The following is a 21,593-nucleotide window of genomic DNA, read 5'->3' as shown; positions in this document are numbered from 1 at the left end:
CTGACGGTGTGCCGCCCGGCGCCGTGTCCGTGGTTCATCCCGCGCACTTCTCGACGAACCGGCGGGCGGTGCCGGGCGCGGCGGCCCAGTGGGTGTGCAGGTAGCTCGCGTGGACGCCCCGCCGCACGAACCCCTCCACGCGTCGCTCCGGCCGGTGCATGCCCCAGGCCGGCTCGTCCCCGGCGCCCGGCTCCAGCACGGTGCGGTGGAACTCGTGCCCGCGCATCCGGGTACCGGCCGCCGCGAGAACGCTGTCGGTGAGCGCCACGGCGTCCCGGTAACCGAGCGTCAGCCGCTGGGACATCCGGCCCTCCGCGTTCAGCACCCCGCACATCGGCAGCCCGTCCAGCGACCGTGCCAGATAGAGCAGCCCCGCACACTCGGCGGCCAGCGGTGCCCCGGACGCCGCCAGCTCCGCGACGGCCTTGCGCAACGGCTCGTTGGCGGACAGCTCGGGCCCGTACACCTCGGGAAACCCGCCCCCGATGACCAGCCCCCGAGCCCCCTCGGGCAACGACTCGTCGCGCAACGGGTCGAACGGCACGACCTCGGCCCCGGCGGCGGTGAGCAGCTCGCTGTGCTCTGCGTAGGAGAAGGTGAACGCGGCCCCGGACGCGACAGCGATCCGCACCCCGGCCGATGTGCTGTTCAGCCCCTCCGATGTGCTGTCCAGCCCCTCCGACGTTCGACGAGGAGCGGGATCCGGAGCGGAGCCCAGGCCGAAGCCGCCCACCGCGCTCACCGCCCCCACCGCGTCCCACACCTCACCCGTCACCGGCGGCGCGGACCGGGCCAGCGCCAGCAGCCCCTCCAGGTCGCACCCGGCCAGCACCTGCTCCGCCATCGCCGCGACCGCGGCCACCGCGTCGCCCCGGCGCTCCGCCACCGGCACCAGGCCCAGATGCCGCGACGGCACCGCCAGCTGCCCGGCCCGCCGCAGCGCCCCCAGCACCGGCACCCCGGACTCCTCCAGGGCCTCGCGGAGCAGCGCCTCGTGCCGGTCGGAGCCGACCTTGTTGAGGATCACCCCGCCGATCCGTACCTGCGGGTCCCATGAGGCGAAGCCGTGCACCAGCGCCGCCACGGAGCGCGACTGCGAGGACGCGTCCACGACCAGTACCACCGGCGCCCGCAGCAGCTTCGCGACATGCGCGGTGGACGCCAGTTCACCGAGCCCGGAGGCCCCGTCGTACAGCCCCATCACGCCCTCGACGACCGCCAGTTCGCAGCCGCGCGCCCCGTGCGCGAACAACGGGGCGATCAGCTCGGGGCCGCACATGTACGCGTCGAGATTGCGCCCGGGGCGCCCGGTGGCAAGCGTGTGGTAGCCGGGGTCGATGTAGTCGGGCCCCACCTTGTGCCCGGACACGGCGAGTCCGCGTCCGGCGAAGGCGGCCATCAGGCCCGTCGCGACGGTGGTCTTGCCGCTGCCGGACGACGGCGCGGCGATGACCAGGCGCGGAATCGTCACCACTCGATGCCCCTCTGGCCCTTCTGCCCGGCGTCCATCGGGTGCTTGACCTTCGACATGTCTGTCACCAGGTCCGCCGCGTCCAGCAGCGCGGCGGGCGCGTTGCGCCCGGTGATCACCACGTGCTGCGAACCGGGCCGGTGGCGCAGTACCTGGACCACCTCTTCGGTGTCGACCCAGCCCCAGTGCATCGGGTAGGCGAACTCGTCGAGCACGTAGAGCCGGTGCGTCTCGGCGGCGAGGTCGCGCTTGACCTGTTCCCAGCCCTCGCGGGCCGCCGCCTCGTTGTCGAGCTGCTGGTCGCGCTGGACCCAGGACCAGCCCTCGCCCATCTTGTGCCAGACGACGGGCCCGCCCTCACCGCTCGCGCCGAGGACCTTCAGCGCGTTCTCCTCGCCGACCTTCCACTTCGCGGACTTCACGAACTGGAAGACTCCGACCGGCCAGCCCTGATTCCAGGCGCGCAGCGCCAGCCCGAAGGCCGCCGTCGACTTCCCCTTGCCGATACCGGTGTGCACCATCAGCAGCGGCCGGTTGCGGCGCTGCCGGGTGGTGAGTCCGTCGTCCGGCACACTGACCGGCTGTCCCTGCGGCACTACGCTGCCCTCCTGTTGTCACCCTGAACATCCTTGACCAGCCCGGCGATCGAGTCGGCCCGCAGCTCGTCGAGCGTGACGGCGGTGCCGCCCAGCTCGGCCGCGAGACTCGCCGCCAGGCCGAGGCGCACCGGACCCGACTCGCAGTCCACGACCACGGACGCGGTGCCCTCGGCCTCGTGCAGCCGGGCGGCCCGCGCGGCCAGCGCCACCGGCTCCGGACCGCCGGTCGCACGCCCGTCGGTCACCACGACCAGCAGCGGCCGACGCGAGGGATCGCGCAGCCGCTCCACCCGCAGCACGTCATGGGCCTTCAGCAGCCCGGCGGCCACCGGGGTGCGGCCTCCGGTGGGCAGCGTCTCCAGCCGGGCGGCGGCCGCGTCCACCGAGGAGGTCGGCGGCAGCACCACGGCCGCCTCCTTGCCCCGGAAGGTGATCAGCCCGACCTTGTCCCGCCGCTGATAGGCGTCCATCAGCAGGGAGAGGACCGCGCCCTTCACGGCGGTCATCCGCTGCCGGGCGGCCATCGAGCCGGACGCGTCCACGACGAACAGCACGAGGTTCCCCTCGCGCCCCTCCCGGGTGGCCTGTCGCAGATCGTCCCGCCGCACCACCAGGCCCCGCCCGGACCGGCCCCGCGCCCGCTGGTGCGGGGCGGCGGCCTGCACGGTGGCGGCCAGGTGCAGCTTGGTGAGCGCGCCCTGCGGACGCCGTGCGCCGGTGGTACGCCCGTGCTCGGTACGCGCCCGGGAGCGCCGCCCCGCCGCGCCCTCGCCCAGGCCGGGCACGCTCAGCATCTTCGTCCGGAACGGCTCGCCGGCCCGCACGGGCTGCTGCTCGCCGCCCCCGACGGGCTGACCCTGCCCTGGTTCGCGCTCCTTGCCCTGCTCGGGCACGGACTGTTCCGGCCCTGACCCCTCGGGCGTGTCGTCGGCGCCGCCCTCGGGCCGAGGCGGTGTGTCGGGCCCGTCGCCCTGCGGCGGCGGGCCGCCGCCACCGGGGCCGTCCGGGTCCGGATCGTCGTCCTCGGAGTTGTTCTGCTCCAGCGTGTCGTCGAGCTTGTCCTCGTCGAGCCCCGGCGCGTCGAACGGATTGCGCCGGCGCCTGTGGGGGAGCGCGAGCAGGGCCGCCTGCCGTACGTCCTCGGACTGCACGTCGGTACGCCCGTCCCAGGCGGCCAGCGCCGTGGCGGTCCTTGCCATCACGATATCGGCCCGCATCCCGTCGACCTCGAAGGCCGCGCAGGTCGCCGCGATCTGCCGCAACGCGCCGTCACCGAGCCGCACTTGGGGCAGCAGCGCCCGCGCGGCCGCGATCCGGTCCCGCAGTGCGCCCTCCTCCTTTGCCCATCGGGCGGCGAAGCCGGCCGGGTCGTCGTCGTACGCGAGCCGCCGGCGCACCACCTCGACCCGCAGATCGGTATCCCGGGAGGCGGCGACCTCGACGGTCAGCCCGAACCGGTCCAGGAGCTGCGGCCTGAGCTCGCCCTCCTCCGGGTTCATCGTCCCGACCAGCAGGAAGCGGGCGGCATGCCGTACGGAGACGCCCTCGCGCTCCACGTAGGAGGCGCCCATGGCGGCCGCGTCCAGCAAGAGGTCGACCAGGTGGTCATGGAGGAGGTTGACCTCGTCCACGTACAGGATTCCGCGATGGGCGTCTGCGAGGAGCCCCGGTTCGAAGGCCTTCACGCCCTCGGCCAGCGCCCGTTCGATGTCGAGGGCGCCGACCAGCCGGTCCTCGGACGCGCCGACGGGCAGCTCGACCGTCCGGGCCGCCCGCGACACGCCGGAGGCCGGTTCGTGCGGGCCGTCGGGACACGCCGGGTCGGGCGAGGCGGGGTCGCAGGAGAACCGGCACCCAGGGACGACGGACACCTCCGGCATCAGCGCGGCCAGCGCGCGCACGGCGGTGGACTTGGCGGTGCCCTTCTCGCCGCGCACCAGCACTCCGCCGACGGCCGGCGAGACGGCGTTGAGCAGCAGGCCGAGCCGGAGATCGTCCTGCCCGACGATGGCGGTGAAGGGGTACGGCGTACTCACAGGGCCTCCTTGGTGGCGGCGGTTTCCAGCGGTTCGGGCTGTTGCGGCGGTTCAGGCTGTTCCAGTGGTTCCGGCTGTTCCAGCGGGGCGGTCCTGCGCGGGGCTTCGCGTGCCGCGGGGGCTCCGGGCGCTCCGGGCGGGATGAAGGGGAGTCCCGCAGGTGCGCCCGACTCGATGAGCCGCCACAGCGCGTCGGTGTCCGCGTGCTCCTCGATGAGGTCACCGAGGAGGTCGAGCTGCTCCTCGCGCAGGGCGGCGAAGCAGGTGTCGGGGGCGGGGACGAAGCGGCGCCCCGCGGCCCGCGCGATCTCGGTCAGGAAGCGGCGGCGGAACGCGTCGCTCTCCAGCGAGCCGTGCCAGTGGGTGCCCCACACCGCGCCGGACCGGCAGCCGTCGAGCCGCTGCCCCTGACCGTCGGTGAGGAACGGCTCACCGCCGCGTACGTCCGCGACGCCGTGGTGGATCTCGTACCCCTCCACGGGGGCGCCGAGCGCCTCACCGACCGGCCGGGCGAGGGTCTTCTCGCGCTCGAACCGGACGAGGACGGGCAGCAGCCCGAGCGCGTCGACCTGCCCCGCGCGCGACTCCACCTCGTCCTCGATGTGTTCGCCGAGGATCTGGTAGCCGCCGCAGATGCCGAGGACCGGGCGGCCCTCCGCGGCGCGCCGCCGCAGCGCGTCGGCGAGCCCGCGCTCGCGCAGCCAGGCCAGCGCCTTCACGGTGCCCCGGGTGCCGGGCACGATGACGAGGTCGGCGTCGGACAGCTCCTCCGGACGGTCCACGAACCGCACGACGACGCCCGGTTCCGCGGCGAGCGCGTCCACGTCGGTGAAGTTCGACATCAGCGGCACGGCGCACACGGCGACGCGCAGGATGTCCTCACCGTGCGGCGGCGCCACGACCGACTCGCGTACGGTGCCGCGCAGCGAGACCCGCAGCCCGTCCTCCTCATCGATGCCGAGGCCGTGGGCGAACGGCAGCACCCCGTACGTGGGCCGCCCGGTGAGACCTAGCAGCATGTCCAGGCCCGGCTCCAGCAGCGACACGTCACCGCGGAACTTGTTGACCAGGTAGCCGGCGATCAGCTCCTGGTCCGCCGCGGCCAGCAGCGCCGTCGTACCGAAGAACGACGCGAAGACCCCGCCCCGGTCGATGTCCCCGACGACCACCACCGGGAAGCGCGCCGCCCGTGCGATGCCCATGTTCACGATGTCCGTGCGCCGGAGGTTGATCTCGGCCGGGCTGCCCGCGCCCTCGCAGATCACCGCGTCATAGGTGGACCGGAGCTGCTCCAGGCAGTCCACGACGGTGGACAGCAACTGCTCCTGCCTGCCGCCGTGGTAGCCGCGGGCGCTCATCTCGCCGACCGCGCGCCCCATCAGGACGACCTGGCTGGAGCGGTCGCTGCCGGGCTTGAGGAGCACCGGGTTCATCAGCGCGGTCGGCTCCACCCGGGCGGCCTGGGCCTGCATGGCCTGGGCCCGGCCGATCTCGGCGCCCTCACGGGTGACGAAGGAGTTGAGGGACATGTTCTGCGCCTTGAACGGCGCGACCTTCACCCCCCGGCGCACCAGCCAGCGGCAGATCCCCGCCGTGACGACGCTCTTGCCCGCGTCCGAGGTGGTCCCGGCGACCAGCAGTCCGCCGCTCATGTCGGTCTCCGTCCTGAGGTGCGCGTACCCGGGGCAGCTGTCCCCGGGCCGCGCGTCGAGGTGATCCGTCGTGCGGCGGCGGCCACGCCCAGCCGGGCCGCCACGCTCACGCCGAGGGCCAGCACTCCGATCCGGCGCGACAGCCGTACGGCGCGTTCGATGTCCTCGGTCGCCACCGCCCGGCCCGTCTCGCCGTTGAGTACGGGGCGGTGCTCGACCCGGCCGCCGTAGGCGAGGGTGCCGCCGAGCCGTACGCCGAGCGCGCCGGCGAACGAGGCCTCCACGGGGCCCGCGTTGGGGCTCGGGTGCTTGGCGGCATCCGCCCGCCAGGCGTGCAGCGCACCCCGGGGCCGGCCGCCGGCGGCGACGGCGAGCAGGGCCGTGAGCCGGGCTCCCGGCCAGCCCACGAGGTCGTCGAGGCGGGCCGAGGCCCAGCCGTAGCGCAGGTAGCGGGGCGACCGGTGGCCGACCATCGCGTCCAGGGTGTTGGCGGCCCGGAAACCGACGAGTCCGGGGACCCCGCCCAGCGCACCCCACACCAGGGCGCCGACCACGGCGTCTGAGGTGTTCTCCGCGACGGACTCCACCACCGCGCGGGCGATCTGCGGCCCGTCCAGGGACTGCGGGTCGCGGCCGCACAGATGGGGCAGCCGCTCCCGCGCCAGGCCGAGGTCCCCGGCGGCCAGCGCACCGCCGATGGACCGGGCCTCGCGCCCCAGCGACGTACCGCCGACGACGGACCAGGTGGCTGCGGCGGTCAGCGCGACGGCGGCGGCGGGACGGCGGCGCAGCGCGCGGGCGGCCAGTGCGGCACCCCCGGCGGCGCCTCCGGCGCAGACCAGAGTGTGCAGGGCGCCCCACCCGCGGTGGTCGCGCCACAGGCGGCGTTCGACGTCTGCCGCGGCGCGCCCGAAGGCGGCGACCGGATGTCCCCGGCGGGGATCACCGAGCAGCAGATCACCGATCAGACCGGCCGTGGCGCCGTACGCGAAGATGCGATCGGCACGCACGGTTCAGCCGGCCGTCGCGCCTCGGACAGCTTTCGCGCGGACACCTGGTGCTGGTCGAAGGGGAGACATGGAGACGGGCGCACGGCGGCCGGGCATGGCGATATGTCCTCACTCAGGGTCCGCGCCCTGGTTCGACGTGACCGGCGACGAGAGTCTCCTGGCTCCCGGATCCGCAGTTCCCCCGGTCTTCCAGCCCACTCGGCGTGGACCGTGACTTCCGGTGGTGGGGGACTGCTCCCCGGTGACAGTGGCGGGACCGCGCCGGATTCGCACCGGCTTCCTCTGCTGTCGCCGTAATGGCTCCGGCAGTCCACCACGCTCCGCGAACGCCAGTCAACCTACCGTTGACCTGCGACGGTGCAGTGTGCTGAGACGCACATCGGGCCGGCCGCACGCGAGGTGCGGCCGGCCCGACGCGTCGGGTGGATCAGGGGCTGTGGATCAGGCGACGATCAGATAGATCCCGTAGGCCACCGCCGCCGCGCACAGTCCGAAGCAGACGTACGCGCCCGCGCGGGCGAGCAGCAGGGACCCGCCGGACTGCCCGCCACGCTCGGCCGGTTCCGGCTGCCTGGAGAGGCCGGCGATGCCCAGGGTGAAGAGGCCCACCAGCGCGACGGTGGCGACGAGAGAGACGCCGAAGACGGTGCCGAGGGCTGCCCAGTCGATGTTCATGGAGGATCTTCCTTACACCGTGGCGGGTCGTGCCGGGTCGGCTACGGCCGGGGCCGGGATGGTGGCGGTGAGTTCGTGGGCCTGGGCGGCCGAGGTGGGCGGCGGGCTGACGGCCGCGATGGCGGTGGTGATGACGCCCGCGGGTTCGGCGTCCGGGGTGACCGGAGCGCGGTCCTGGGCGCCGGGTGCGACATCGTCCTGGCCGACCGGCTTGCGGCGGGACAGGACCCAGATCGCTCCGGAGCCCGCGACCAGCAGTACGGCGACGAGCACGACTCCCCAGGTGCCCTGCTTGGTGAGGAACTCCGCCCCCGCGCCGACCAGACCGGCGGCCGGCAGCGTCAGACCCCAGGCGACGAACATCCGGGTGGCGGTGGACCAGCGGACCACACCGCCCCGGCGGCCGAGACCGGCGCCCATCACCGCGCCGGAGCAGGACTGGGTGGTGGAGAGGGAGAAGCCGAGGTGCGAGGAGGCCAGGATGACCGTGGCCGCACTGGTCTGGGCGGCGAAGCCCTGCGGCGGCTTGAGCTCGGTCAGTCCGCTGCCCATGGTGCGGATGATGCGCCAGCCGCCGAGGTAGGTGCCGAGCGCGATGGCCATTCCGGCGCTGACGATGACCCAGACCGGCGGGTTCGAACCGGGGGAGAGGACTCCGCCGGTGACCAGGGCCAGGGTGATGATGCCCATCGTCTTCTGTGCGTCGTTGGTGCCGTGGGCGAGGGAGACCAGCCCGGCGGAGGCGATCTGCCCGGCGCGGTAGCCCTTGGCGGTCGCCTTCTCCTGGGCGCCACCCTGGACCTTCCCGCCGATCCGGTACGTCAGCTTGGTGGCCAGCAGCGCGGCCAGTCCGGCGACGATCGGGGCGGCGACCGCGGGGAGCAGCACCTTGGTGACGACGGTGCCGCCGTCGACCGACGACCAGCCCGCGGACATCACCGCGGCGCCGATCAGACCGCCGAAGAGGGCGTGGGAGGAGCTGGACGGGAGCCCGACCAGCCAGGTCAGCAGATTCCACAGGATGGCGCCGACGAGCGCCGCGAAGATGACCTCGGTTCTGAGGCCGTCCTCATTGATGATCCCGCCGGAGATCGTCTTGGCGACCTCCACCGACAGGAACGCGCCGACGAGGTTGAGAACGGCGGACATCGCCACCGCTGTCTTGGGTTTGAGTGCGCCGGTCGAGATGGTGGTCGCCATCGCGTTGGCGGTGTCGTGGAAACCGTTCGTGAAATCGAACACTAGAGCTGTCACGATCACAATCGCGAGCAGCAGCGTGATGTGTTCCATTTACCCAGGCAATCGTTCGACGTCAGTGGCACGAGGAACGTAGGCAACCTGGGTGAACGGAAGATGAACTGAACAGGGCGTTGCGGTGACCCCAACCGGAGCGGCCTCGCCCCGTTTGGCCGTGGTCCGACAGGGCGGGACGGGCACGGCGCGGTGTGGGCCCCGAATCCGGGCCCGGCCGGTCTCCGGCGGGAGGCGGAATCATGGACCGCTCATCAGTGGAAAGGATCTTCGTATGAGCGATCAGCGGCAGGGTTCGGTCGAACACACCCGGGACATCGAACGGGCCTGGGGCGCGGTCGTCGCCACCGCCCGCAGGACGGCGGCCGACGGTCTGGTCGTCGGTACCTCGGGCAACGTCTCCGCGCGGGTGGGCGACACCGTCCTGGTCACCCCGAGCGGTGTGCCGTACGACCGGCTCCGCCCCGAGGACCTGGTCGGCGTCGACCTGGAGGGCAACCGGATCCTCGGTGAGCTGGCGCCCACCAGCGAGCTTCCGCTCCATCTCGCCGTCTACCGGAACACGGCGGCGGCCGCCGTCGTGCACACCCACGCGGTGCACGCCACGGCCGTCTCGACGCTCGTGGCCGAGGTCCCGCCGATCCACTACGCGGCCGCGCTGCTGGGCGGCCCCGTCCGGGTCGCCGCCTATGCCAGGTACGGCACCGAGGAGCTGGCGGCGAACATGCTGACCGCCCTGCGGGACCGCACCGGCTGCCTGCTCGGCAACCACGGAACCGTCACCTATGGAGCCACCCTCGAAGAGGCGTACGACCGCACCGCCCAGCTCGAATGGCTGTGCCGCCTCTGGCTCGCCGCGAGCGCCGTCCCCGGCCGCTCCCCGGCCTTGCTCACCCCGGACCAGCTGAGCGACGTCGGGGAGGCGCTGAAGGGGTACGGGCAGCCGGGCTGAGACTGTCGGGTGGCGTCCGGCCGGCCTCTGAGCCCGCCGGGGCGGGCGGGGGCCGTCACCGTACGGCCCCCGCCCGCTGGCCGAGTCCGCGGGCGGCCAGGAGACTGAAGCCGTGCGCCCGGCAACAGCGACGGCAGCAGTCGTCACCTCCATCCTCGGCGCCGGTGCGGCAGCGGTCGCGGCCGGCCGGTACGCCAGCGACGTCGCCCTCAAGGCGCCGTCCGGACGTCCGTTCCCCGCCGACCGCAGAGTCACCGTGCACGCGACGGCGGCGGGGCAGGTCACCCTGACCCGTTCCTTCGCCGCGCTGCGGCCCGGCACCTACGGGCTGGTCGGTGACGACGTCCACGCCGTCGTCGGCCCGGTGATCGACCAGGCCCACCAGGCCGCCGACACCGTCGTGCGCCGGCTGGAGCGCGTCAACCGAGGCACCCTGCGCCCCGGTGCCAAGGTGCGCCTCACGCCCGAGTTGCACACCGGTGACCCCACCACGGCCCTCGGCCTCGAACACCGCGACGTCGAGATCACCGGCGAGCTCGGCGCCCTGCCCGCCTGGTTCGTGCCCGGCCCCCGGGACACCTGGGTCATCACCGCGCACGGCATCGGCACCACCAGGGAACACCCCCTGAACCTGCTCGGCTTCCTGAACGGACAGCAGCTGCCGGTGCTCGACATCGCCTACCGGGGCGACCCCGGAGCACCACGCTCCCCGGACGGCCTCAGCCACCTCGGGGAGTCCGAATGGCGCGACCTGGACGCGGCCATCCGCTTCGCGGTGCGCTACGGCGCCGAGCAGGTGGTGCTGCACGGCTGGTCGACCGGCGCCTCCATGGCGCTCCACGCGTCCGCCAACTCCGCGCTCCGGGACCGGATCTGCGGCCTCGTCCTCGACTCCCCGGTGCTGGACCGGGACACCACCCTGCGCGCCCTGGCCGCCGCCCGCGGGGTGCCGTCCGCCCTGCTGCCCCTCGCCGTCCGGGCCGCCCAGGGACAGACCGGACTGCGCGGCACCCGGCTCCTGGACACCTCGCTGCCCCGGACCCTGCACGTGCCCACCCTGATCTTCCACGGGCCGGACGACACCCTGGCGCCCTGGCAGCCGTCCCGCGCGCTCGCCGCCCACCGCCCCGAGCTGGTCGCCCTGCACCCCGTGGCGCAGGCTCCGCATGCGGCGATGTGGAACGCCGACCCGGTGTACTACGAGGAGACGCTGCGCCGCTTCCTCACGCCCCTGATGTGAGCTGATGCGCCGCTTCTGCGGATTGGTCCCGGACGGCGCGGACGGCCCGGAACACCGTTGATCCGGGTTCCGTTTGGGCTTTCGGGCTGTCAGAGGCAAGACTGCTCCCCGTGACGTCCCGTACCCCGCGCGACTCCAGGCTGCGACTTGTCCGCCCGCGACCCCTCGCCACCGCTCACAAGGCCGTGATCACCCGGCGCACCAGGCCGGCTCCCCGCCCGCCCGAGGGCACTCCGCCCCGGGCGGAACTGGCCCGACAGGCCAGGACCGCTCTCGCCGACGCCGTGCGGATCGCCCGCTGGGCAGCCGGCGGCTCCCGCTCAGGCACCCCGCCGCTGGCCGCGACGGCGCTCGAACGGGCCTGTTCGGAACTTGAACTGTCCCCGGGCCAGGTGCGGTCCGGCTGGGACCGGGCCCGGCTGGCCGGGCTCGTCGAACTGCACGGCGACACCGCACGGCCCGGCTGGCGGCTGCGCGCCTGGGACCGCGACGACTCGGCCGTGCTCCGCGGCTGGGTGGCGCTCTTCGACGCCTGGTCCCTCGTCCACCCCGCGCCACAGGACATCGAGTCCACCGCGGTCGCGGAGGCCGTCGAGGCCGTGCCCCAGGTGCTCTCCCTCCTCCAGCTCTCGGCGGGCCCGGTCACCGTGCCCGCCCTGCTCGACCTGCTGGGCCAGCGCGTCGCGGAACTGCACGAGGAGCGCTGCGAGGTGCCGTACGGGCCGCAGCCGCTGCCGGTCCCCGCGGAGGCGGCTCCCACCGCCCACCCGGAGGCGCTGGTCGCCCTCCTGCTGGACTGGGCCCTGGAGGGGCTCGCCGCCGTCGGCGCGCTCACCCTCGGCTCCGGGCACGCCACCCTCACCCCCCTCGGCAACTGGGCGGTCTGGGTCAAGCTGGAGCAGATCTGCGTCGCCGCCCAGAGCCCGGCCGGCAACATCGAGCAGTCCGCCGCCGACATGCTGCTCGGCTGCGCCCGGCTCACCCCCGGACCGGCCCGAGCCGAGTACCGCGCCTGGCTGGCCGCCCGCCCCGTCGGCAGCGCCGTCGCCGAACTGCTCGGGGTGGCCCGGGGCGAGGACGCGCTGCTGCGCGGGCTCGCCTTCGAGGCGCTCCGGGTGGTCGGCGCACCCGCGGAGCCCGAGGTGCGCTCCGTCGTGGCCGACCCGTCGCTGCGCCCCTACGCGCTGCTCTGGCTCGCGGAGTACGAGGGAGCCGACCCCGAGGACGCTCAGGAGGTCCTCAGCCGGGAGGAGGCCACCTGGCTCTGGGTCGACACCGCGGCGGCCGTGGCCGACCACGGCGAGACCGCGCTGCTGGTCCGCCACCTCGACTCGGCCGTGCAGGGCAGCGTCCCGGCCCTCCTCGACGAGGTGAGGGCGGTGGGCCATCCGCGCACCGTCCAGGTCCTGGTGGCGCTGGCCGCCGCGCACCCCGACCCGGCACTCGCCAAAGCGGTCCGCAAGGCCGCGTTCCAGGTGCACACCGGCGGAGCCTGAGCGGCCGGTCCGGCCGGCCCGGGGGAGACCCCCGCCGGCCGGACCGCAGTCAGCCCGCAGTCAGCCCGCAGTCAGCCCGCTGTCAGCCCGCAGTCAGCCCGCCGGTCCCGGGTGCGCCGTCAGTCCGCCGCCCCCGGGGTGTACGTCCCGAAGCTCCACACGTTGCCCTCCGCGTCCCGCGCCATGTAGTCGCGCGAGCCGTAGTCCTGGTCGGTGGGCGGCATCAGGATCTCCACCCCGTGCTCCACCGCCCGCGCGTGGTGCGCGTCGGTGTCGTCGACCACCACGTAGACACCGACCGGCCCGGATCCCCGCATCGCCTTAGCGAAGATCCCCTCGCGGCCCTTGGAGCCCAGCATCACCCTGCCGTTCCCGCTGGACAGCTCCGCGTGCATCACGGTGCCGTCCTCGCCCTCGTACACCGCTTCGGCGGTGAAGCCGAAGGCCTCCGTCAGCTGCTTGATCGCGGCCTTCGCGTCGTCGTAGAGAATCGTCGGAAACACCGAGGGCACACCTGCCGTTGAGCCCGCCATCGCGCTCACCCCTTCTCGCGTCGCCAGGACCCCGCGCCCGACTCGTATGTGATCTGTGTCTCAGTCTCGCACCGGGCACTGACAACGCACTGCCGGACGCGGGTACGGAAGCGGTTCCCGCAGGTCAGCGGAGTGTGTCGCAGCCGGCCGGGTCGCCGCCGCGAAACCCCGCGCTGAACCACTGCTGCCGCTGCGCCGCCGATCCGTGCGTCCAGGACTCCGGGGTGACCCGGCCCTGGAACCTCTCCTGGATCCGGTCGTCCCCGACCGCCGCAGCGGCGTCGAGGCCGTCCCGGATGTCGGCCCCGGTCAGCTCGGTGATCAGCGGCCGGCCCGTCGTCGCGTCGGGTGTCGTCGTCGCGTGGTGCGCCCAGACCCCGGCGTAACAGTCCGCCTGGAGCTCCACCTTCACCGCGTCGCTGTTCTCGCCGGTCCGCCCGTCCCGCGCCCGGCCCAGCGTCCCCAGCTGGTTCTGCACGTGGTGCCCGTACTCGTGCGCCACGACGTAGGCCTGGGCGAAAGGCCCGCCGCTCGCCCCGAACGTGGTCCGCAGCTCGTCGAAGAACCCCAGGTCCAGATAGACCTGCCGGTCCCCGGGGCAGTAGAACGGCCCGACGGCCGAGGTCGCGGAGCCGCAGGCGGTGCTGATCCGGTCGGTGAACAGGACCGTGCGGGCGTTCCCGTAGGTGGCTCCGCCCCGGGCGAACTCCGCTCTCCAGTAGTCCTGGACGCTGTTGACCACCGCGACCGTCCGGCAGTCGTCCTTGGTGGCGGCGTCCCGGCCGGTCCGGCAGTCCTGCTCGACCTGGGCGGCCGACGACGCGGTCGCGGTCGTGCCCGAGTCACCGGAGGAGAGGCCGAGCTCGTCGGGGCCGACGCCGAAGAGCAGCCCCAGGATCAGCGCGATGACCGCCGCGATGCCGCCGCCCACGGTGGCCCTGCCGCCCGGGACGCGGCTGCCGCGCGCATCCCGGACCTCGGACGTGTCCAGACCGGCGTCGTCGTCGAACCGCATGGCACCACCCTCTGCTCCGCGCGGCCGCGCACCGCCCTGCGCCGAGTATCAGATAGTTCACACCAGGATGCCCCTTATCGGGTCAAGGGTGGGGGTCGGGTGGCGGGGAGTGGGAGCAGGCGGAAAAGCGATTGGACACCGCCAGTAGACTGGTCCTCATGGCAACTCTCCTTGTGCGTATGCGTGAGTAGCGGCGTTCGAGTCGTGAATAGCTAGCCGTTCCTCCGCCGTCCATTCCGCCCTGGAGTTTTTCCCGTGATCACCGCTTCCGGCATCGAGCTGCGCGCCGGCGCCCGCATGCTTATCGAATCCGCCTCCTTCCGCATCGCCAAGGGCGACCGCATCGGCCTCGTCGGCCGCAACGGAGCGGGCAAGACCACCCTCACCAAGTGCCTCGCGGGCGAGGGCACCCCCGCCGCCGGCACCATCACCCGCTCCGGCGAGGTCGGCTACCTCCCGCAGGACCCGCGCACCGGCGACCTCGACGTGCTCGCCCGCGACCGCGTCCTCTCCGCCCGCGGCCTCGACGAGACCCTCCGCAGGATGCGCGAGAACGAGGAGCGGATGGCGAACGGCAAGGGCGCCACCCGCGAGAAGGCGATGAAGAAGTACGAGCGCCTGGAGACGGAGTTCCTCACCAAGGGCGGATACGCCGCAGAGGCCGAGGCAGCCACCATCGCCGCGGCCCTCAGCCTGCCCGACCGGGTGCTCGCCCAGCCGCTCCACACGCTCTCCGGCGGTCAGCGCCGCCGGGTCGAGCTGGCCAGGATCCTCTTCTCGGACGCCGACACCCTGCTCCTCGACGAGCCCACCAACCACCTCGACGCCGACTCCATCGTCTGGCTGCGCGACTACCTCAGGAGCTACCGGGGCGGCTTCGTCGTGATCTCCCACGACGAGGAGCTGGTCCAGACCGTCGTCAACAAGGTCTTCTACCTCGACGCCAACCGCTCCCAGATCGACGTCTACAACATGGGCTGGAAGCTCTACCAGCAGCAGCGCGAGGCCGACGAGAAGCGCCGCAAGCGCGAGCGCCAGAACGCCGAGAAGAAGGCCGCCACCCTCAACGCCCAGGCCGACAAGATGCGCGCCAAGGCCACCAAGACCGTGGCCGCGCAGAACATGGCCAAGCGCGCCGACCGGCTGCTCTCCGGCCTGGAGGCCGTGCGGGTCTCCGACAAGGTCGCCAAGCTGCGCTTCCCCGACCCCTCGCCGTGCGGCAAGACCCCGCTGATGGCGGAGGGCCTCTCCAAGTCCTACGGATCGCTGGAGATCTTCACCGACGTCGGCCTCGCCATCGACAAGGGCTCCCGGGTCGTCATCCTCGGCCTCAACGGCGCGGGCAAGACCACGCTGCTGCGCCTCCTCGGCGGCGCGGAGAAGCCCGACACCGGCGAGGTCATCGAGGGCCACGGACTCAAGCTCGGCTACTACGCCCAGGAGCACGAGACCCTCGACCCGGACCGCACCGTCCTGGAGAACATGCGCTCCGCCGCGCCCGACCTCGACCTCGTCGCGGTCCGCAAGACGCTCGGCTCGTTCCTCTTCTCCGGTGACGACGTCGACAAGCCGGCGGGCGTGCTCTCCGGCGGCGAGAAGACCCGGCTCGCCCTGGCGACGCTGGTGGTCTCCTCCGCCAACGTGCTCCTGCTCGACGAGCCCACCAACAACCTCGACCCGGCCAGCCGCGAGGAGATCCTCGGCGCGCTGCGCACGTACAAGGGCGCGGTCGTCCTCGTCACGCACGACGAGGGCGCGGTCGAGGCGCTCCAGCCCGAGCGCATCATCCTGCTGCCCGACGGGGTCGAGGACCTGTGGGGTGCGGACTACCGGGACCTGGTCTCGCTGGCCTGACCCCGCAGGGCCGTCCATTGATCCACTCCTGCTGGATCATTCGGCCTACGCGTGATCCATCATCTGCGTGAGTACGTCTCGTACCTCGGCGCGGCGCCCGGCAGATACCTGCCGGGCGCACCCATTTCCGGGCGCAATACCCGCACGGCCCTGACCTGGACGTTTTTCCCGGAGGGCTCCCCAGGGGCCCTCCACAGCCCTGCGGAATGCGGGATTCCGATCATTCCGGCGCACTCCCGGGGCGTGAATCAGGTCGCACTGACCTTGCCGAATGGGTGGCCAGGAAGCGCCGGAGGGGTGATCATGAGAGTCCAGAGCGCACTTCCCACGAGGAGGCACGGGTGGCCGAGACTCTGAAGAAGGGCAGCCGGGTAACCGGCGCCGCGCGCGACAAGCTCGCGGCAGACCTGAAGAAGAAGTACGACTCCGGTGCGAGCATTCGGGCGCTGGCCGAGGAAACCGGCCGCTCCTACGGGTTCGTCCACCGGATGCTCAGCGAGTCCGGAGTGACGCTGCGAGGACGCGGCGGCGCGACACGAGGCAAGAAGGCCGCGACGGCCTGACAGCCGTCGCCGGACCGGAGCGGATCGCCTGATCCGCTCCGTGGCCCACCGGTTCGGTGGTGGCCACCCGGTCGATCGTATGGTCGATCGGGTGGTTACTGTTCAGTCACTTAGCTCTGTGCTGACTGCACCCGATCCGGAGGCGCTTCATGACCTCGCTCGACACTGTGCTCGACAAGGACGGCGTACGACTCACCGTCGACGACGCGGTTGCCACGGTGACCCTCACCAATCCGGCCAAGCGCAACGCTCAGTCCCCCGCTCTGTGGCGGGCGTTGACAGAGGCCGGACGGGCCCTGCCCGGCAGTGTGCGGGTCGTCGTGCTGCGTGGCGAAGGTGTGTCCTTCTCCGCGGGCCTCGACCGCCAGGCGTTCACCCCGGAGGGCTTCGACGGCGAGCCGTCGTTCCTCGACATGGGGCGTGGCCCGGAGGCCGACCTCGACGCGGTCATCGCCGAGTACCAGTCCGCGTTCACCTGGTGGCGCCGCAACGACCTCGTGTCGATCGCGGCAGTCCAGGGGCACGCCATCGGTGCGGGCTTCCAGCTCGCCCTCGCCTGCGATCTGCGGATCGTCGCCGAGGACGTACAGTTCGCCATGCGCGAGACCAGCCTCGGGCTGGTGCCCGACCTCACCGGCACGCACCCCCTGGTGCACCTGGTGGGGTACGCGCGCGCGCTCGAAATCTGCGCCACCGGCCGCTTCGTGCACGCCGAGGAGGCCGAGCGCACCGGGCTGGCCAACCTCGTGGTGCCCGCGGCGGAGCTCGACGGAGCCGCCCGCGATCTGGCCGGCGCCCTGCTGGCCGCCCCGCGCGACGCCCTCATCGAGACCAAGGCCCTGCTGAGCGGCGCCGTCTCGCGGACGTACGAGGAGCAGCGCACCGCTGAACGGGCCGCGCAGGGCCGTCGGCTGCGCGATCTGGCGGGCGCGTCCGACTGACCCGTCACCCGGCCGGAGGCATCCCGCCTCCGGCTTTTCCGCGCACCGGCCTCCGGCCCCGGCACGCCCGGCTCAGCCCTCCGGCGCGCCCGGTTCAGCTTCCGGCGCGTCCGGCCGGGGCGTGGGCCCCGCTACGGCCGTGACCAGCACCGCGACCGGCGGATGCCCGTCCACCGCTTCCGTCACCGCGACCCGCACCGCGCGTGCCACGTCGAGCGCGCGGTGGCCGTCGTCGGTGGCCAGCTCGACCCGTACGTGATCCGCGTCCGTGTGCACGGCGGGGCCCAGCACCCGGGTCAGCGTCGAGACACCGGCCACCCCGGCGGCCGCCAGGCCCGCCGTGCCCTCGGCCTTCGCCGCGCGCGCCCCGTCCGGCTCGGGCTCCGCCCGCTCCGGTTCGGTCTCCAGCAGCTCCGTGACCTGGAGATCCACCTCGCGGACCTCCAGGCCGAGCCGGAGCGAGGCCGCCGCCAGCAGCGCGGAGCGCAGGGCCGCCGCGGCGGCCGGCAACGGCTGGTCGGCCGTCGCCGCCATGGTCGCCTCGATCCGCAGCGGTCCCGGCGGCAGCGCACTCGGGGGAGACGGCACCCGCGCACCGGGGGCCGTGTCCGGATCGGCCACCGCGATCCTCAGCTCACCGAGCACCGGCCCCGGGCCGCGCACCGCCCGGCGGAGCACCGCGACTGCGGCCCGTTCCGAGATCCAGGCCCCGTCCGCCGGGCCGCCCAGCGGGAGCAGCCTGCCCAGACCGAGTCGTTGCCGAACCGCAGCGGTCCATCCGTCGGCCCTGTTCGGGCTGTCAGCCGTCGTCATTCCCTCAGCCTGCCGCATCCACGGCGCGAGACGGGGCAAGCGCACTTAATGTGGGCAATGAAGTCCATTCCTGCCCCGAAGGGAAGAACGGCGATGACCGAGACCCCACAGCGGAACCGGCCAGAGAACCCCGACAAGGACGCGAGCTCGTCCTTGACCAAGCGTGGCGGGGGAGACCCCGGCAGCCGCGGCCGTACGACGATCGCGGACGGGGTGGTCGAGAAGATCGCCGGAATGGCGGCACGCGATGTGGAAGGCGTGCACGCGATGGGCAGCGGCCTCTCCCGCACCTTCGGCGCGGTGCGCGACCGGGTGCCCGGCGGCGGCAAGTCCGTCACCCGGGGCGTGAAGGCCGAGGTCGGTGAGTCGCAGACCGCCCTCGATCTGGAGATCGTCGTCGACTACGGCGTGTCGATCGCGGATGTCGCCCGTGACGTACGGGAGAACGTGGTCGCGGCCGTCGAGCGGATGACGGGTCTCGAAGTCGTCGAGGTCAACATCGCGGTGAGCGATGTGAAGCTGCCCGACGAGGATGACGACGACGATCAGCCCGAGCCACGTCTCCAGTAGTCCTCCGGTCCGAGGTAGTTGAGGAGCGCACGATGAGCATGGCTGTGGTCGGCATGGTGGCGGGCATGGCGCTCGGATTCGCCGGATATTTCGGCGGGTTCGGGGCCTTCCTGCTGGTGGCCGCGTTGGGGGCGGTCGGCTTCATCGCCGGCCGCTTCCTGGACGGTGATCTGGAGCCCGGCGACTTCTTCCGGAGTCGCGATCGCGGCGACCGACGGCGGTGACGGCCGTGTCGGGGGCGGGCGACCGGGTCGCCGCCGCGGAGCGGGGGGAGACCCGGATCGCCGACCGGGTGGTCGCGAAGATCGCCGCTCAGGCCGCGAAGGAGGCCGTCGACGAGCCGGCCGAGGAAGGCGCGTCGCCGCGCGCCACGGTCACGGTGCACCGTGACACCGCCCGGGTACGGGTGAGCCTTGAACTCGGATATCCCAGCGACATCGGCCGCCAGTGCGGCGCGGTGCGTCAGCGGGTCGCGATGCGGGTAAAGGCGTTGGCGGGGATGGAGGTGCCCGAAGTGGCCGTACAGGTCGAGCGCCTGCACCCCTCAGGAGCGAGTCTCGCGGCGCAGGGGAGGATCCGATGACCGAGCCCCAGAACCCGGAACACAGCACGCGGCCGCTGCCGACGGTCCAGCCGGTGGTCCGCGGTGACGTGCTCGAACTGGACCAGTCCGCCTCGGGCGCGTCCTACGAGCCGGTGCCCGCCAAGGACCGGGGCGAGGGCGGCGGCGGCCGCTTCTGGTCCGCCCGCCGGGTGCCGGCCGGCATCCTCGCAACTGTGGTCCTCGGCGGCGCCGGACTTCTGCTGTACGACGTGGCGGCGGTCCGGGCCGGCCATCCGGCGATGCATTGGCGCCGCACACTGGCCGACGAGCTGGCGCGGCGGCCCGTGAACGACGTCTGGGTACTCACCGGCGCGGCGGTCGCGGCGGCCATCGGCCTGTGGTTGATCCTCCTCGCGCTCACGCCCGGACTCCGCGATCTGCTGCCGATGCGCCGCGACCGCCCGGACGTCCGGGCCGCGCTCGACCGGACCGCGGCCGCGATGGTGCTGCGCGACCGGGCCGTCGAGGTCTCCGGCGTGCAGTCGGTCCGGGTCCGGATGCGCCGGAGCAAGGCGAAGGTGCGGGCCGTCTCGCACTTCCGCGAACTCGACGACGTACGGGCCGACCTGGACACCGCGCTCTCCACGGGCATCACGGAACTCGGCCTGTCCAGGCCGCCCGGTCTGTCCGTCCATGTCCGCCGTCCGGCGAAGAAGGGGTGAGCGGCGTGCGCAGGACCGTCAACCGGGTACTGCTGGGCCTCGCCGGGCTGGTGCTGGTCTGCCTCGGCGGCGGAGTGCTGGCCGCCGCCACCGGCCTCTCCGTCCCGTCCTGGTGGCCGTGGTCGGGGAAGAACGACGTACTGCTCAGCGAGGCCGACCGCACCCGCTGGCGCTCGGACGGCTGGTGGTGGCCGACGGTGATCGCGGTCCTCGCCGTCCTCGTCGTGCTCGCCCTGTGGTGGCTGCTGGCCCAGCTGCGCCGGGCCCGGCTCTCCGAGGTGCTGGTGGACAGCGGCGACGGCGAGGGCGCCCTGCTGCGGGGCCGGGCCCTGGAGGGTGCGCTCGCCGCGGAGGCGGGCGGCCTGGACGGGGTGGCGCGCGCCCAGGTCGTACTGACCGGGAAGCGCAGCGCACCGCGGGCCAGGATCCGGCTGCTGGTGGAGCCGGACGCGGCACCGGACGAGGCGCTGGGCCGGCTGAGCGACGAGGCGCTGGCCCATGCCAGGGACTCCGCGGGGCTGGACCGGCTGCCCGCCGAAGTACGGCTCAAGGCGGTCAAGCACCGCGCGGAGCGGGTGAGCTGACGGGCGGTACGGGCGGTACGGGATACGACGACGGGCGGGCCGGAGAAGTCATCATCCGGCCCGCCCGCCGCATCCCGACCGGCCCGAGGCCGTGTCTGACAAATACCGCCTGGCTCGCGACGCCTGGCACTTCCCCGAGCTCTCGGCTTCGCTTGAGCAGGGGAGGCCCCATCGCTCGCGGCGTTGTCGGAGTCGCCCGAGTACGTCCAGTACACGGGCGATCCTCCGCCTTGCGATCGCACGCACCAGGCGCCGCGAGCCCCGCCCTGCGGGCGGACGGCGCTATTTGTCAGACACGGCCTCGGGCCGGACGGGTCAGAAGCCGTGCCGGGAGCCGCCGTCGACCGGGACCATGATGCCGGTCAGATACGAGGCGGCGGGCGAGAGGAGGAAGGCCGCCGTCCGGCCGAACTCCTGCGGGGTGCCGTAGCGGCGCAGCGGGATGCGCGCCTCGTTGGCCGTGCGCGAGGCCTCCGCGTCGCCCGAGAGCGCGTCCAGCTCACGGACCCGGTCCGTGTCGATCCGGGCCGGCAGCACGCCCACCACCCGGATGCCGCGCGGGCCCAGCTCATTGGCCAGCGACTTGGCGAACCCGGCCAGTCCTGGGCGCAGACCGTTGGAGATGGTCAGTCCGCCGATCGGCTCGTGGACGGAGCCGGAGAGCACGAAGCCGATGACCCCGCCGTCGCCGAGCGCCGCGGCGGCCACCCGGGCGAGCCGTACCGCGCCCAGGAAGACCGACTCGAAGGCCGACTCCCACTGCTCGTCGGTGTTGTCCGCGGCGGAACCGGGCGCCGGACCGCCGACGCTGATGAGGATGCCGTCGAGCCGGCCGCACCCCTCCAGCGCGGTGTCCACCAGCCGCTGCGCCACGGACGGGTCGGCGTTGTCGGCGGCGAGCCCGACGGCGTCCGGGCCCAGGTCGTCGGCGGCCGCCCGGACGCTCTTCTCGTCCCGGCCGGTGATGATCACCTTCGCGCCGTCGTCCACCAGTGCCTTCGCCGTGGCGTTGCCCAGCCCCCGGGTCGCCCCGGTGACAATGTACACACGGTCCTTCAGTCCAAGATCCATG

22 protein-coding genes and 1 riboswitch are annotated in these 21,593 nt (G+C 73.3%); of the genes, 11 read left to right on the top strand and 11 right to left on the bottom strand.

Features of this window, described 5'->3' with window-relative positions; all coding sequences use genetic code 11:
- Positions 1 to 34 precede the first annotated feature (34 nt).
- From ACZ601_RS34210 to ACZ601_RS34180, 7 genes are all read right to left on the bottom strand, one after another.
- Positions 35 to 1,474, bottom strand: a complete 1,440-nt coding sequence (locus tag ACZ601_RS34210) for a cobyrinate a,c-diamide synthase (protein ID WP_469545167.1) — start codon at positions 1,472 to 1,474, stop codon at positions 35 to 37.
- The gene (cobO, locus tag ACZ601_RS34205) at positions 1,468 to 2,067 is read right to left on the bottom strand and encodes a cob(I)yrinic acid a,c-diamide adenosyltransferase (protein ID WP_469545165.1); all 600 of its coding nucleotides are present in this window, start codon (positions 2,065 to 2,067) and stop codon (positions 1,468 to 1,470) included. Before cobO ends, ACZ601_RS34210 begins: the two co-directional genes overlap by 7 nt.
- A complete protein-coding gene (locus tag ACZ601_RS34200; RefSeq protein ID WP_469545164.1) occupies positions 2,067 to 4,106 on the bottom strand; it encodes a putative cobaltochelatase in 2,040 nt (679 codons plus the stop codon). The genes cobO and ACZ601_RS34200 overlap by 1 nt, the downstream gene beginning before the upstream one ends.
- On the bottom strand, positions 4,103 to 5,758 hold the full coding sequence (locus tag ACZ601_RS34195) for a cobyric acid synthase (protein WP_469545162.1): 1,656 nt from the start codon (positions 5,756 to 5,758) through the stop codon (positions 4,103 to 4,105). Before ACZ601_RS34195 ends, ACZ601_RS34200 begins: the two co-directional genes overlap by 4 nt.
- A complete protein-coding gene (locus tag ACZ601_RS34190) occupies positions 5,755 to 6,768 on the bottom strand; it encodes a cobalamin biosynthesis protein (RefSeq protein ID WP_469545161.1) in 1,014 nt (337 codons plus the stop codon). The genes ACZ601_RS34195 and ACZ601_RS34190 overlap by 4 nt, the downstream gene beginning before the upstream one ends.
- Positions 6,769 to 6,918: 150 nt before the next feature.
- Positions 6,919 to 7,051, bottom strand: a riboswitch (cobalamin riboswitch).
- 158 nt (positions 7,052 to 7,209) lie between these two features.
- Entirely contained in the window at positions 7,210 to 7,443 is a 234-nt protein-coding gene (locus ACZ601_RS34185; RefSeq protein WP_469545159.1) for a hypothetical protein, read from the bottom strand.
- A gap of 12 nt (positions 7,444 to 7,455) precedes the next feature.
- Entirely contained in the window at positions 7,456 to 8,733 is a 1,278-nt protein-coding gene (locus ACZ601_RS34180; RefSeq protein ID WP_469545158.1) for an inorganic phosphate transporter, read from the bottom strand.
- Between the two features lie 235 nt (positions 8,734 to 8,968).
- On the opposite strand from ACZ601_RS34180, the gene ACZ601_RS34175 reads away from it, so the two are divergent.
- The 3 genes from ACZ601_RS34175 (at position 8,969) to ACZ601_RS34165 (ending at position 12,382) form a co-directional block, all read left to right on the top strand.
- Complete coding sequence (locus tag ACZ601_RS34175; RefSeq protein ID WP_469545156.1) at positions 8,969 to 9,646, top strand: class II aldolase/adducin family protein; 678 nt, start codon at positions 8,969 to 8,971, stop codon at positions 9,644 to 9,646.
- Between the two features lie 112 nt (positions 9,647 to 9,758).
- Entirely contained in the window at positions 9,759 to 10,886 is a 1,128-nt protein-coding gene (locus tag ACZ601_RS34170) for an alpha/beta hydrolase (RefSeq protein ID WP_469545155.1), read from the top strand.
- Positions 10,887 to 11,071: 185 nt separating this feature from the next.
- Positions 11,072 to 12,382 carry a hypothetical protein gene (locus tag ACZ601_RS34165; RefSeq protein WP_469545275.1) on the top strand — a complete coding sequence of 437 codons (1,311 nt, stop codon included), beginning with the start codon at positions 11,072 to 11,074 and terminating at the stop codon, positions 12,380 to 12,382.
- 119 nt (positions 12,383 to 12,501) lie between these two features.
- Here ACZ601_RS34165 and ACZ601_RS34160 read toward each other — a convergent pair whose 3' ends face one another.
- Positions 12,502 to 12,915, bottom strand: coding sequence for a VOC family protein (locus tag ACZ601_RS34160; RefSeq protein WP_469545153.1), 414 nt, complete (start codon positions 12,913 to 12,915; stop codon positions 12,502 to 12,504).
- Positions 12,916 to 13,039: 124 nt separating this feature from the next.
- Positions 13,040 to 13,930, bottom strand: a complete 891-nt coding sequence (gene ypfJ / locus ACZ601_RS34155; protein WP_469545151.1) for a KPN_02809 family neutral zinc metallopeptidase — start codon at positions 13,928 to 13,930, stop codon at positions 13,040 to 13,042.
- A gap of 255 nt (positions 13,931 to 14,185) precedes the next feature.
- On the opposite strand from ypfJ, the gene ACZ601_RS34150 reads away from it, so the two are divergent.
- The 3 genes from ACZ601_RS34150 (at position 14,186) to ACZ601_RS34140 (ending at position 17,288) form a co-directional block, all read left to right on the top strand.
- Entirely contained in the window at positions 14,186 to 15,784 is a 1,599-nt protein-coding gene (locus ACZ601_RS34150) for an ABC-F family ATP-binding cassette domain-containing protein (protein WP_440575097.1), read from the top strand.
- A 341-nt stretch (positions 15,785 to 16,125) separates the two neighbouring features.
- Positions 16,126 to 16,347, top strand: coding sequence for a helix-turn-helix domain-containing protein (locus tag ACZ601_RS34145; RefSeq protein ID WP_018518904.1), 222 nt, complete (start codon positions 16,126 to 16,128; stop codon positions 16,345 to 16,347).
- A gap of 149 nt (positions 16,348 to 16,496) precedes the next feature.
- A complete protein-coding gene (locus tag ACZ601_RS34140; RefSeq protein ID WP_469545148.1) occupies positions 16,497 to 17,288 on the top strand; it encodes an enoyl-CoA hydratase/isomerase family protein in 792 nt (263 codons plus the stop codon).
- A gap of 72 nt (positions 17,289 to 17,360) precedes the next feature.
- Here the strand turns inward: ACZ601_RS34140 and ACZ601_RS34135 are convergent, their stop codons facing one another.
- Positions 17,361 to 18,101: a hypothetical protein gene (locus tag ACZ601_RS34135; protein WP_469545147.1), complete on the bottom strand. Its 741-nt coding sequence runs from the start codon at positions 18,099 to 18,101 to the stop codon at positions 17,361 to 17,363.
- A gap of 93 nt (positions 18,102 to 18,194) precedes the next feature.
- Between ACZ601_RS34135 and ACZ601_RS34130 the strand changes: the two genes are divergently transcribed.
- The 5 genes from ACZ601_RS34130 to amaP are packed head-to-tail and all read left to right on the top strand — an operon-like array spanning position 18,195 to position 20,521.
- Positions 18,195 to 18,671 (top strand): Asp23/Gls24 family envelope stress response protein, encoded by a 477-nt coding sequence (locus ACZ601_RS34130; protein WP_440575100.1) that lies wholly within the window; start codon positions 18,195 to 18,197, stop codon positions 18,669 to 18,671.
- 32 nt (positions 18,672 to 18,703) lie between these two features.
- Positions 18,704 to 18,895 (top strand): hypothetical protein, encoded by a 192-nt coding sequence (locus tag ACZ601_RS34125; protein WP_073735273.1) that lies wholly within the window; start codon positions 18,704 to 18,706, stop codon positions 18,893 to 18,895.
- Positions 18,892 to 19,254 (top strand): Asp23/Gls24 family envelope stress response protein, encoded by a 363-nt coding sequence (locus tag ACZ601_RS34120; RefSeq protein WP_469545144.1) that lies wholly within the window; start codon positions 18,892 to 18,894, stop codon positions 19,252 to 19,254. Before ACZ601_RS34125 ends, ACZ601_RS34120 begins: the two co-directional genes overlap by 4 nt.
- Complete coding sequence (locus ACZ601_RS34115; protein ID WP_469545142.1) at positions 19,251 to 19,937, top strand: DUF6286 domain-containing protein; 687 nt, start codon at positions 19,251 to 19,253, stop codon at positions 19,935 to 19,937. The genes ACZ601_RS34120 and ACZ601_RS34115 overlap by 4 nt, the downstream gene beginning before the upstream one ends.
- Positions 19,934 to 20,521, top strand: a complete 588-nt coding sequence (gene amaP / locus ACZ601_RS34110; protein WP_440575103.1) for an alkaline shock response membrane anchor protein AmaP — start codon at positions 19,934 to 19,936, stop codon at positions 20,519 to 20,521. Before ACZ601_RS34115 ends, amaP begins: the two co-directional genes overlap by 4 nt.
- A 315-nt stretch (positions 20,522 to 20,836) precedes the next feature.
- Here the strand turns inward: amaP and ACZ601_RS34105 are convergent, their stop codons facing one another.
- Positions 20,837 to 21,592, bottom strand: a complete 756-nt coding sequence (locus ACZ601_RS34105) for an SDR family oxidoreductase (protein WP_469545139.1) — start codon at positions 21,590 to 21,592, stop codon at positions 20,837 to 20,839.
- Position 21,593: the final 1 nt, after the last annotated feature.

Source organism: Streptomyces sp. NPDC104307 (assembly GCF_055584045.1).
Note: the sequence above shows the minus strand (reverse complement) of the source record. Positions and strands in the feature narration are given on the sequence as shown.

What these genes read in the sequence shown, in the direction of transcription:
- ACZ601_RS34105 (WP_469545139.1), bottom strand. Translation starts at nt 21,592, where the DNA reads ATGGATCTTGGACTGAAGGACCGTGTGTACATTGTCACCGGGGCGACC.
- ACZ601_RS34180 (WP_469545158.1), bottom strand. Translation starts at nt 8,733, where the DNA reads ATGGAACACATCACGCTGCTGCTCGCGATTGTGATCGTGACAGCTCTA.
- ypfJ (WP_469545151.1), bottom strand. Translation starts at nt 13,930, where the DNA reads ATGCGGTTCGACGACGACGCCGGTCTGGACACGTCCGAGGTCCGGGAT.
- ACZ601_RS34175 (WP_469545156.1), top strand. Translation starts at nt 8,969, where the DNA reads ATGAGCGATCAGCGGCAGGGTTCGGTCGAACACACCCGGGACATCGAA.
- ACZ601_RS34140 (WP_469545148.1), top strand. Translation starts at nt 16,497, where the DNA reads ATGACCTCGCTCGACACTGTGCTCGACAAGGACGGCGTACGACTCACC.
- ACZ601_RS34125 (WP_073735273.1), top strand. Translation starts at nt 18,704, where the DNA reads ATGAGCATGGCTGTGGTCGGCATGGTGGCGGGCATGGCGCTCGGATTC.
- ACZ601_RS34195 (WP_469545162.1), bottom strand. Translation starts at nt 5,758, where the DNA reads ATGAGCGGCGGACTGCTGGTCGCCGGGACCACCTCGGACGCGGGCAAG.
- ACZ601_RS34185 (WP_469545159.1), bottom strand. Translation starts at nt 7,443, where the DNA reads ATGAACATCGACTGGGCAGCCCTCGGCACCGTCTTCGGCGTCTCTCTC.
- ACZ601_RS34115 (WP_469545142.1), top strand. Translation starts at nt 19,251, where the DNA reads ATGACCGAGCCCCAGAACCCGGAACACAGCACGCGGCCGCTGCCGACG.
- ACZ601_RS34160 (WP_469545153.1), bottom strand. Translation starts at nt 12,915, where the DNA reads ATGGCGGGCTCAACGGCAGGTGTGCCCTCGGTGTTTCCGACGATTCTC.
- ACZ601_RS34135 (WP_469545147.1), bottom strand. Translation starts at nt 18,101, where the DNA reads ATGACGACGGCTGACAGCCCGAACAGGGCCGACGGATGGACCGCTGCG.
- ACZ601_RS34130 (WP_440575100.1), top strand. Translation starts at nt 18,195, where the DNA reads ATGACCGAGACCCCACAGCGGAACCGGCCAGAGAACCCCGACAAGGAC.